Origin of the sequence: Cellulosimicrobium sp. PMB13 (genome assembly GCF_051294865.1) — a bacterium.
In the GTDB taxonomy this organism is placed as follows: Bacteria; Actinomycetota; Actinomycetes; order Actinomycetales; family Cellulomonadaceae; genus Cellulosimicrobium.
This window is the reverse complement of sequence record NZ_CP145910.1, coordinates 2,448,935-2,459,848: the sequence shown is the minus strand read 5'-3', so window position 1 is coordinate 2,459,848 and position 10,914 is coordinate 2,448,935. Positions and strand designations below refer to the sequence as shown.

At 73.7% G+C, this 10,914-nt stretch carries 8 protein-coding genes; 2 read left to right on the top strand and 6 right to left on the bottom strand.

Annotated features, from left to right (window positions below; genetic code table 11):
- Positions 1–71: 71 nt before the first annotated feature.
- The 6 genes from V5D56_RS11055 to V5D56_RS11030 are packed head-to-tail and all read right to left on the bottom strand — an operon-like array spanning position 72 to position 7,801.
- The gene (locus V5D56_RS11055; protein WP_435735397.1) at positions 72–1,646 is read right to left on the bottom strand and encodes a nitroreductase family protein; all 1,575 of its coding nucleotides are present in this window, start codon (positions 1,644–1,646) and stop codon (positions 72–74) included.
- Between the two features lie 28 nt (positions 1,647–1,674).
- Positions 1,675–3,504: a TOMM precursor leader peptide-binding protein gene (locus V5D56_RS11050; RefSeq protein WP_435735396.1), complete on the bottom strand. Its 1,830-nt coding sequence runs from the start codon at positions 3,502–3,504 to the stop codon at positions 1,675–1,677.
- Positions 3,501–5,606: a TOMM precursor leader peptide-binding protein gene (locus tag V5D56_RS11045; protein ID WP_435735395.1), complete on the bottom strand. Its 2,106-nt coding sequence runs from the start codon at positions 5,604–5,606 to the stop codon at positions 3,501–3,503. Before V5D56_RS11045 ends, V5D56_RS11050 begins: the two co-directional genes overlap by 4 nt.
- Positions 5,607–5,613: 7 nt before the next feature.
- The gene (locus V5D56_RS11040) at positions 5,614–7,350 is read right to left on the bottom strand and encodes a BTAD domain-containing putative transcriptional regulator (RefSeq protein WP_435735394.1); all 1,737 of its coding nucleotides are present in this window, start codon (positions 7,348–7,350) and stop codon (positions 5,614–5,616) included.
- A gap of 10 nt (positions 7,351–7,360) precedes the next feature.
- On the bottom strand, positions 7,361–7,615 hold the full coding sequence (locus V5D56_RS11035; protein ID WP_435735393.1) for a hypothetical protein: 255 nt from the start codon (positions 7,613–7,615) through the stop codon (positions 7,361–7,363).
- A 39-nt stretch (positions 7,616–7,654) separates the two neighbouring features.
- Entirely contained in the window at positions 7,655–7,801 is a 147-nt protein-coding gene (locus V5D56_RS11030) for a hypothetical protein (RefSeq protein WP_435735392.1), read from the bottom strand.
- Positions 7,802–8,176: 375 nt separating this feature from the next.
- Between V5D56_RS11030 and V5D56_RS11025 the strand changes: the two genes are divergently transcribed.
- Together V5D56_RS11025 and V5D56_RS11020 are read left to right on the top strand one after the other, a co-directional pair.
- Positions 8,177–9,028, top strand: coding sequence for a purine-nucleoside phosphorylase (locus V5D56_RS11025; protein WP_435735391.1), 852 nt, complete (start codon positions 8,177–8,179; stop codon positions 9,026–9,028).
- 1 nt (position 9,029) lies between these two features.
- Positions 9,030–10,886, top strand: coding sequence for a phospho-sugar mutase (locus tag V5D56_RS11020; protein WP_435735390.1), 1,857 nt, complete (start codon positions 9,030–9,032; stop codon positions 10,884–10,886).
- Positions 10,887–10,914: the final 28 nt, after the last annotated feature.

Here is a 10,914-nt window from a genome sequence, read left to right as displayed (position 1 = left end):
GAAGTGCTGTCGGAGGGTCCAACGAGTCCCCAGGCGCGAGGTCGGTGCAGTCGTCGTCATCGTCATGCCGGTCACCCCAGCTCGTAGTGGTAGTCGCCGCTGCCGGCACGTTCGTGACCGAGCAGCATGATCAGGAGTGGTGCCTCGTCCAGCACCGTGATCCCCAGGCGCTCGGCGTAGGAGATGTTGTCGAAGCCCAGCGCGACACCGGCACCGAGGCCGAGCGCCGCCGCTGCGGTGTAGAAGTTCTGCGAGACGGCGCCGATGGTGGCGTTGACGAGGTTGTAGCCGCGGTCTCCGACCGCGTCGAGCACGGCGTGCGTGCGGACGGAGGGCACGACGACGGCCGCCGTCTGCTCCAGGTTGTAGTTCGCCAGGAAGTAGCTCTCCTGGAGGAACGCGCCCGGTTCGTCGGTGCTGATGAGCCGCAGGGCGTTGGCCTCCGGGGCGTACTCGTAGACGCCCGGGGGGATGTCGGTGACGTGGTTGACGAAGACGTAGAGCTTGACGAGGTTGCCGTCGTCGGGGCCGTCGAGCTCGTTCGGTATCCGTGCGCTCACGGAGGCTGCGAGCGACGCGGCGAGCTCGCTCGCGGTGATGGGCCTGCCCTCGAACCTGCCGAAGCTGGAGCGGCGGCGACGCAGCGCCGTGACGAGAGGCATGGTCAGCTCGTCCGGCTCGGGCAGCTCGATCACGACGCCGTCGTCGCGCAGGACCGCTCCGACCTCGCGGAGCGACCCGACCGCCAGGCGGTCGTCCGCCGCCGCGGCCGTGGCCCGGTGGATCTTCGTGATGGTCTCGAACTCGATGACGACCTTCGAGCGCTCCTTGTCGGTGCGCACGACACGGCCCGCGCCCGGCTGCGCCGACGGCTGCTCCGCCGTGTCCCAGGCGATCGGGACGACGGCGAACAGTCCCTCGGCGTCCGGCTCGAGGCCGAGCAGGTCGGACAGGTCCGCCTGGTCGAACCAGAGCACCGGGTTGATCTGACGGTCGTGCGCCGCGGCCCAGGTCCGCCACGTCTGCAGGGTCGTCCCGACGTCCATCGTCACCGCGTGGTAGGAGAAGCTGTTGTACTTGAACGCGTTCTGCCAGTACTTGACGCCCACCACGAGGAACTGGGTCGCGTCGTCGGCCACCGGTCCGACGATGCGACGAAGACGCTCGACGACGTCGCCCGCGAGCAGGCGCTGCATGCCGTGCTCCGCAGGGCTGTAGTAGTAGACCCCCGGGTTGACGTCAGCGCCGGGACCCGCGATCCAGTACGTGCTGCACGGGTACAGGCCACCGCCGGACGCCGTGCCGCGGTACCAGTTCGCGTGCTGGTAGCGAGGCAGCGAGGCGAGGTCGGAGTTCGCGGTCGGCGCGAGGCGTCGGCCCTGGATGGCGTACGAGAACCGCAGCATCGCGGAGAGCGAGGCGAGGTCGAACGGTTCGTCACCCCCTGTCGCCGCGAACCCGGCCGCCACGGAGGGCGCGTCGGCGTCGGCGGAGACGGGGACGTCGGGGAGCGGGAACGTCACCGCTCCGGAGTACAGCTTGAACCGGCGCGGCGCGTCGCCCCAGTCGGGGACGAAGTCGGCCGGTGGCATCGGCGTCCTGCCGCGATGCATGATCGCGGTCGCGTAGTCGTGCGCGTAACCCATCGGGGATCCTTTGCTCGGGTGCTGACGGTCACGGAAAGGGGTGCGGTGCGGTGTTGATCTCGTCGTCGCGCAGGTCTCGGTCCATCAGGCCCGCCTCGCGCTGGGCGGTCCGGACGCGACGGGTGTGCGGGGCACGCTGACGGAGCCACCCGAAGTCGAGGGGCACGAGACCCGGCACCGTGACGTTGACCGTGTGCAGCCCGAGGGCGACCTGCTCCGGCGTGGTCTGGTCGACGACGACGACGTCGAACCCGCGCGCCGTCACCTGGTCGACGCAGTACGCGAGGTCGGTGCGCAGGTCGTCGGCGAGCGGCGGGGCGGGGCTCGTCGCACCGAACGTCTCGGCGACGCTCCGTGCCTCGTCCCGCCCGTCGAGCAGGAAGGACGCGTGCCGGCGCATCTGCGGCAGCCCGTACACGTGCGGGTGGTCGTGCAGCCCGTACATCTTCGTGAAGTCCGCCGCCATCGCCTCGTACGTGTCCCGGTCCCAGCCGACGCGCGTCTCGGACATCAGGCAGTCCGTCCCGATCTCGCACAGCGCCGCGGCGATCGCGGCCTCCGGGTCGAGGCTGGCGCCCCCGCCGAAGGCGAGGGTGCCGACGCCTCCGTCCTTGCGGACGGCGACGCCCGCGACGACCGGGATGTCGAAGGAGAGGCGTGCGTCGAAGAACCGGGCCTGGTACCCGTACATCTCGAGCCGGTCGACCATGAACCGGGTGCTCGCCAGCGCGCTCGTGCGCGGGTCGATCTCGGGCAGCGACCGCTTCGCGAACCATGCGACGAGGAACGCGTCGCGCTCGACCAGCTCCATGAGCCCGTGGTAGACCGCCTCGGTCAGCGAGGAGCCGGACGCACAGCCGTTCGACGTCTCCTGCACGAACCGCTCCGTGACGGGACCCGCGTGGTAGTACGCGAGGTTCTCCGCCACCAGGACGGCACGGTCGTCGCGCAGCGACCAGCCCCAGACCCAGGGGATCGGTCGCACCGGGTCGAACCGCTCGATGTGCGGGTTCCGCTCGTAGAACGAGTCCTCGTAGACACCGCAGGTCCGCGGGTCGACCGCGACGTCGCCGAGCTCGGCAAGGCTGGCGAGCACGGTGGTCCGCTTGCCCCGAGGGCGCAGGCCGGCCGCTCGCTCGAGGCCCTCCAGCACGGCGACGCGCCTGCTGACCTGGAACGAGTCCGCGTGCCCGCCGTACAGGGTCTCGCGGAGGTACTCCCCTGCCCGCAGCGTGAACGTGCCGTACGCGGGCGCCGTCGAGCGAGACAGCGTCTCGTACCACATGGAGGTGCCGAGAGCCCCGCACGTCGGGTTCGCGTACCCGTCGATCTCGAGCCCGTAGTCGTCGAGGTGCCGCGACCGAAAGACCATCGGCTCGGGCTTCGGCGCGAGGGTCAGCTCCAGCCTCTCCGGGACGTCGTCACGGGCGGGCGCGCACCGCGGGCACTCCGAGTCCTGGACGAACGGGACCCGACGCACCTGGAGCGACTCCAGGTCGACGCGGTAGACGCGCGCGTACCGGTCCGCCGCCTCGGTGGCCTGCTCGGCCACGGACAGCACGGCCTCGACCGCGTCCTGGTGGAACGACAGCAGGTACGGGCTGTCGCCCACCTGGACGGACGGACCACCCAGCTCGAGAGCGTCACGCAAGGTCTTGTCGCGCGCCGACTGCCAGCGCCGCGCCAGGCAGGTCGGGCAGGAGGGCAGAGCCGGGCCGGCGAACGGCCCGACCAGGGCGTGCGACCCCGCGAGGAGGACGCGCGCCGAGACCTCCTCGGCGTCGGCCGACAGCTCGTCGTGCAGGCCCAGGCGGTGCGCCCCGAAGAGCGGAGCGGGGGGCGTGGCGACGGCGGTCACCTCCCCACCGCCGTCAGCAGCACGCGCACCGCCACGAACCCGCCGGCCGCGAGGTCGGCTCCGCCCACCTGGACGACGAACGCGTGCTGCCCCGCGGCGCGCAGGGCGTCGCGCACGAGGCCCCACGTCGTGGTGCGGTCCAGCGGCGCGACGACCGCGCCGCTCGCGACGAGGGTGCCGGCGTCGAGCTCCGCCATGACGGGGTCGCCGCCGTCGACCTGACCGGCACCGGCGAGCTGCACCGTGCCGACGAGGTCGCGCAGCGCGGCGACCGCGGCGTCGCGCCAGGACACGTCCGCGGCGATGGTCCAGGCCGGGCGACCGGCACCCGTCGTCCGGACGGCCACGACCGACAGCGGTGCGTGCGCCGACAGGTCGAACACCTCGACGTCGACCTCCAGGTTGCGCGCCGAGCGCAGCAGGAACCCGAGCTCCACGTCCGACCGCAGGCTGTCGAGCTCGACGACGTGGGCGGCACCCCCTCGGATCGTCGCCCGGAGCGCCGCGTAGGCGAGGGCCGTGCCGAGGCCCGCACGCACCGCCTCGCCGGCCGAGTCGCCCGCGCCGCCGCCGGCGCGCGTCGGCTCGAAGCCGTGGGTCGCGTTGGCCGCCCCGAACGGCTCGACGGCGGCGAGCGGCACGGCCACGTGGTCGCCGGTCAGGAGCGACGTCGCCGCCACCCACGGACCGTCCTCGACGAGCTGCGGACGCACCGCGGTGAGGAGGCCGTCCGCGACGCGCTCCGTCTCGACGCCCGCCGGAGCGGTCACGGCGTCCCGCGCCGTGTACCCGACGATCGCGGCAGACAGCGCGCGCTGGCGAGCCCCCGCCACGTGGTGCAGGTCGAACGCGGGGATCGAGCGGCGCACGCCCGCAGCCGTCGCGATCTCGACGACGCCGACCTTCATCGGGGTCTGCATCAGCTCCTCGTCCGCGTACCCGGCGAGGACGCCGACGTGCGGCTGCAGGAGCGGCTGCCGCGCGTTGAGCGCGGCGACGATCTCCTCGTCGCTGGGCTCCGGGGCGACGGTCGGCTCCGTCCAGCCGCCCAGGTCCAGCGCGTCGGGGGCCGCCGAGCAGAACGGGCAGCGCGGGTGCACGAGGAGCGGCTCGGCGATCGCGTCGAGCGACTCGATGTTCTGGACGATGACGGAGCCCTCGGTCTCGCCCGGCAGCGCGCCGGTGACGATGCGGAACGCCTCGTAGGCGAGGAGGTTCCCCACCATCGACGCGAGCGGTCGACCGAGCGGGCGGGCGGCCCGCGGGGCACGACCGGGGAGCGCGATACCGCTCCAGACGGGTGCCGCGGCGGCGGCGTCGTGGGTGCTCGTCAGGCGCAGCACGGCGCACACCCAGCACCCCCGGCCGTCCTGGCGCATCGCCGGACCGACGACGGCTCGTTCCCCGTACGTCCACGCCGGGATCAGGAGGGTGCCCTCGGGCACGCCGGCCGCGACGAGCGAGTACGTCTGGCGGGCCGCCGTGTCACCGCCGGCGACCAGCACCACGTCGGCGCCGGACAGGTCGGCCCACGTGACCTCACCGGGCGCGGCGTCGAGCTCGACGACCACGGCGCCGTCGACGGCCTCGGCCTTGGTCGCGACCGCGACCTCCCCGCTCGTCACGAGCACGCGCGGCGCACCGTTGCGCACCAGGCCCTTCGCGGACGCGATCGCCACGGCGTCGTCCCCCAGGACGGCGACCGTCGTCGAGCGGAACCGTGCGAACCGTCCTGGCGCGTCGTCGGCGTAGTGGTCGATGTAGGCGATCTGCGCGGCGAAGCGCTCCGCGTCCACCGGGTCGATCACCTCGGGGCCGGCGAGCGGCGTGTCCCGGGCGAAACCGCGCTCGTACAGGGTCTGGATCAGCTCGCCGATCATCGCCCTCTGCGCCTCCGGCAGCGAGTCGCACAGGTCGGCGACCCGGTTGGTGCCGTCGAGGTACGGCACCAGGAGGGTCGCGAGGCGGTATCCCGTCGGTGCGGTCAGCCGGAACCCGGTGGTCGTGTTGTGGAACAAGACCCCGTCCGCGGTCTTGGTGAAGATCACGTCCCGGCGGATGCGCGGCCGCGTGGTGGCGATCTGCTCGTACGAGGTGCTCATGACGTTGTCAGCCCTTCAAGGTGGGTGCGGTCTCGCGGACAGTTCGAGCGACGCCGAGCGCGCACAGGCGCACGAGGTCGCTCAGCGTGTAGTGCCGGGGTGGGACGTGCTCGACGAGGCACGCGTCGACGAGCTCGTCGAGGTACCGCTCGGCGGCCTTGGGCGGCAGGCCCAGCACCCGCGCGCAGTCGTCGAGAGACAGGACGGCGGGGCCGGCGCCCGCAAGGCTCGCGAGCGCCGCGGCGAGCGGGTCGGCCAGCTGCTCGACGGCCTCGTCGAACCGCCGCGCCACGGACATGGAGGGGTCGCCGGGGAGCGACAGGCGCCCGAGGGGGTCCTCGGCGAGCCGGTCGTACGCGTCGGCGAGCGAGACGTTGGGCTGCGTGAGCACCCGCGCCGCTGCGATCCGCAGCGCGAGGGGGACGCCCCCGCACAGGTCGGCGATGCGACGCAGGTCCTCACGGCTCGCGGCGGCCCGATCCGCTCCGATCGCGGTGGTGAGCAGGTTCGTCGCCTCGTCGTCCGACAGGGGACCGAGCCGGTGCAGCCACCCGCCGTCACGGGCGAGGAAGCCGGCGAGGCTCGTGCGGCTCGTGAGCACCACGCCGTCGTCGGGCGACACCATCGACACCACCTCGTGCGCCTGGTCGACGTCGACGACGTCGTCCAGGACGACGAGACGGCGACCGGTGCCGGACGGCCGGAGCAGCGCATCGCCGAGCGTCGTGCACGGGACGGCCGCACCGGTCTTGTCGCGCATCTCGAGGAACGTCGTCCCGCCGGAGTACCGCGCGCCCATCAGCTCGGCGACATGACGAGCGAGCGCCGTCTTCCCGATGCCGAACGGGCCGGTGAGCACGACGGGCGACGAGGGGTGCTCGGCGAGCCGCTCGCTCAGGAAGCGGATCGCGTCGGTCCGACCGACCAGCGGCCACCGCCCGGCCCGGACCCGTACCGTCTCGACGGCCTGACGCTCCGGGCGGTCGGGACCGGGGCGGTCACCACGCAGGATGGACAGCTCGAGCCGCCGCAGCCGCGCGCCCGGGTCGATGCCGAGCTCGTCGTCGAGGTGCTGCCGGATGCGGTGGAACTCGGTCAGGGCCTCCGCCTGGCGTCCCGTGCGGTAGAGCGCGTCGATCAGCATCTCGGCGATGTGCTCGTGGGCCGGGTACCTCCGCGCCGCGTCCCACAGCCCGGACAGCGCCGACCGCGCCATGCCGAGCTCGAGCATGAGCTCCCAGACGCGTTCGTCGACGCGGAGCCGTTCGTCGAGCAGACCCGGCAGCAGGTCGCGCTGGACCATGACCGACGGCACGTTCACGAGCGGCGCCCCGTCCCACAGGCCGAGGGCGAGCTCGAGCTGCCGGAGCTCGTGCTCCGGGTTCGCCTGAGCCGTGCCCACGGCGACGGCGCGCCGGAACCGGGCGAGGTCGAGGCGCTCCTCGGCGACGGCCATGCGGTAGCCGCCGTGGACGGTCTCGATGGCTCGCTCGGGGACGCCCTGCGCCTCGAGCGTGCGTCGCAGCCGCATCATGCTCGTGTGCAGCGCCTGCTTGGCCGCGAGCGGTGGCTCGTCGTCCCACAGTGCACGTCGCAGCGTGCCCTGCGAGACGACCGAGCTCCCGCTCAGCAGGAGCATGGCGAGCAGCACGGCGGGCTGCGACGGCGGCAGGACCGCCTCTGCGGACCCCATCTCGATCGCCACCGGGCCGAGCACCCGGAACGCTGCGGACGTCTGGTTCATCGTCGCCTCCTCAAGCACGCGCTGATCGTGGACGCGGACCGATGTCTCGGCGGCGGAAGGACAGCCAGAGGCTCTGCGCCCACTCCCGGTCACGTCGACCGGTGGCGTCCGCGGGGGTCGTCGGGACGCCGAGCTCGTCGCTGCGCTGCTCGTCCTGCCCGGCCTCCGTCCCGGCCTCGGCGCCGGTCGCGGTGCCGGCCCCTGTGCCGGTCGTGGTGCCGGCCCCGTGCGGGCCCCGAGCGGGCGCGTCGTCCTGCTCAGCCATCGTTCCTCCTTGGTCCGGTCACCCGACGACGTCGGTGGGTCACCAGTCCCAGTGCCCGCTCGAGACCTGGACCGGCTCGGTCCCGACCTGCGGGTCGCCAGCGGTCGCGGCCCCGGCGACGCCGGTGATCCCGAGGGTGGCGAGAGCGAGGACGACGGCGGCGAGAGCTCGGCGTGTGTTCGACATGACATCTCCTGGTGTGCTTCGAGTCGGGCGCTGCTGCGGTCGCTTTCGGTGGCGACATGACAAGGCTCGACGGCCCTCCACAGGGCGCACAACGCCATGTTTCGGTCATGGCCGGATGGTGCCTCCGGGGGCTGTCGACAGCGATCAGCCACCTGGGCCCGGGCACCCGCGGGCCGCAGGATCGTGCGGTTCTCGCGGTGGTCGAGCACCGGCACGGGACGGCTTCGGCACCGTTGGCAGGAGGCGGACGCGGCACGGACCTGACACGCGCCTCCACGGCGTCCGGGAGGCTGCGCCGCCCCACCGGCCCCGTACCCTCCACGGCCCGGGCCCCACTCTGAGCACGGTCGTTCGAGAGGCTCTAGCCTTGCAGGCATGACCACCGTGCCCACGAGACCCTCCTCGCTCGACGATCCCGCCACCGACCCGTTCCTCGTGGCCCGGGCGGCCGCCGACCACATCGCGCAGGTCACCGGCGTCGACGGCCACGACATGGCGCTCGTGCTGGGCTCGGGGTGGGGCGGCGCGGCGGAGCTGCTGGGCGACGTCGTCGCGGAGATCCCGACCCACGAGATCCCGGGCTTCTCCGCGACGGCCGTCGCGGGCCACCTGTCGGTCACGCGATCGCTCCGGGTCGAGCGCGCCGACGGGTCGGTGCGGCACGCGCTCGTGCTGGGCTCACGCACGCACCTGTACGAGGGCAAGGGGGTGCGCGCCGTCGTGCACGGGGTGCGCACCGCTGCCGCGACGGGCGCGGAGACCGTGATCCTCACGAACGGCTGCGGGGGCCTCAACCCCGCGTGGGCCGCGGGGACGCCCGTGCTGCTCGCGGACCACATCAACCTCACGGGGCGCAGCCCCCTCGAGGGCCCGACGTTCGTCGACCTCACCGACGTCTACTCGCCGCGGCTGCGTGAGATCGCGCGTCGCGTCGACCCGACGCTCGACGAGGGCGTGTACGCGCAGTTCCCCGGCCCGCACTACGAGACCCCGGCCGAGGTGCGCATGGCAGGTGTCCTCGGGGCGAGCCTCGTTGGCATGTCGACCACGCTCGAGGCGATCGCCGCACGGCACTGCGGGCTCGAGGTCCTCGGCGTCTCGCTCGTGACGAACCTGGCCGCAGGAATCAGCCCGACGCCGTTGTCGCACGCCGAGGTCATCGAGGCCGGCCAGGCCGCGGGCCCTCGGATCAGCTCCCTCCTGGCCGACATCGCGAAGCAGGTGTGACATGACCGAGCGTGGCGCGTCCCCGCGGGGGAAGACGTCCCGGGCCGGGGTGCCGGCCGAACCGACGGACGACCCGTCGTTCGACCCGGGATCGATCCACGCCGCGTTCCTGGAGCGCGTCGCCGCGTGGATCGACGACGACGTCGACCGGGGCGACCAGGAGGAGCTGCGCCACCTGCTCGACCTCGCCGACTCCCCCGACCCCCGCAAGCACGACGTCCGCCGTGCGGCGCTCGCCGAGCTGCGCGACCGGTTCTCGGGCCCGCTCGAGTTCGGCACGGCCGGCCTGCGCGGGGCGATGGCGGCGGGGCCGCACCGCATGAACCGTGCCGTCGTCGTGCGGGCCGCCGCCGGGCTCGGCGCCTACCTCCTCGACGCGCTCGGGCCCGGGTCACGGCCTCGGGTGGTCGTCGGCTTCGACGCGCGCCACCGCTCGCGCGCGTTCGCCGTGGACACCGCCGCGGTCCTGACCGCCGCAGGCCTCGACGTCTCGGTCCTGCCGAGCGCGCTGCCCACGCCCGTCCTCGCGTTCGCGGTGCGCCACCTCGGCGCCGACGCGGGCGTCATGGTCACCGCGAGCCACAACCCGCCCGCGGACAACGGCTACAAGGTCTACCTCGGGGGCCGCGTGGTCACCGACGCGGGCCAGGGCGCGCAGATCGTCCCGCCGTACGACGCGCGCATCGCCGCGGCGATCGCCGCCGTCGGGCCGGCCCGCTCGGTCCCTCGGGCCCCCGACGGGTGGACCGTGCTCGAACGGGACGTCGTCCGTGCCTACGCCGCGTCCGTCCTCGCGCTGTCCGACGGCGCGCCTCGCCGGCTCAAGGTCGTCACCACCGCGCTGCACGGGGTGGGCGGCGCCGTCGTCGGGCACGTGCTGCGCGAGGCGGGGTTCGAGGCCGTCGTACCGGTCGAGGAGCAGCTCGACCCGGACCCGGACTTCCCGTCGGTGTCGTTCCCCAACCCCGAGGAGCCGGGCGCGATGGACCTCGCGCTCGCGTACGCGCAGGACGCCGGCGCGGACGTGGTGCTCGCCAACGACCCCGACGCGGACCGGTGCGCCGTCGCGGTCTACGACCCGCGCGTCGGGACGTACCAGGGCGCCGAGACGGCGCGGTCGAACGGCTGGCGCATGCTGCACGGCGACGAGGTAGGCGCGCTGCTCGGCGAGGACGTGGCACGACGGGCGACCGCCTCGGGGGCGGCCGGTGGCGTGCTCGCCTGCTCGGTCGTGTCCTCTCGCCTGCTCTCCCGCATCGCGGCCGCGCACGGCCTGGGTTTCGCGACGACCCTCACCGGGTTCAAGTGGATCAGCCGCGTGGACGGCCTCGTGTTCGGCTACGAGGAGGCGCTGGGCTACTGCGTCGACCCCGCGCACGTGCGGGACAAGGACGGCATCAGCGCGGCGCTGCTCGTCGCACAGCTCGCGAACCGCCTGAAGGCCGAGGGGCGCACGCTCGTCGACGCGCTCGACGACCTCGCGCGCCGGCACGGCCTGCACGTGAGCGACCAGCTCTCGGCGCGGTTCACCGACCTCGACCGGATCGGCGAGACGATGACGCACCTGCGGTCCGCGCCGCCGCGCACCCTCGCGGGCGCGGGCGTGACCGACGTCGCCGACCTCTCCGCGGGGCTCGACGGCCTCCCGCCGACGGACGGCGTGCGGGTCCTCACCGCGGACGGCACGCGCGTCATCGTGCGCCCCAGCGGCACCGAGCCGAAGGTCAAGTGCTACCTCGAGGTCGTGGTCCCGGTCGCCGCGGACGCGTCGCACGACGACCTCACCGCCGCCCGCGCGTTCGCGCGCGAGCGGCTCGACCGCGTGAAGTCCGACATGAGCCGCGCGCTCGGCCTCTAGTGCCGCGGTCGGCGGTGCCGCGACCGGG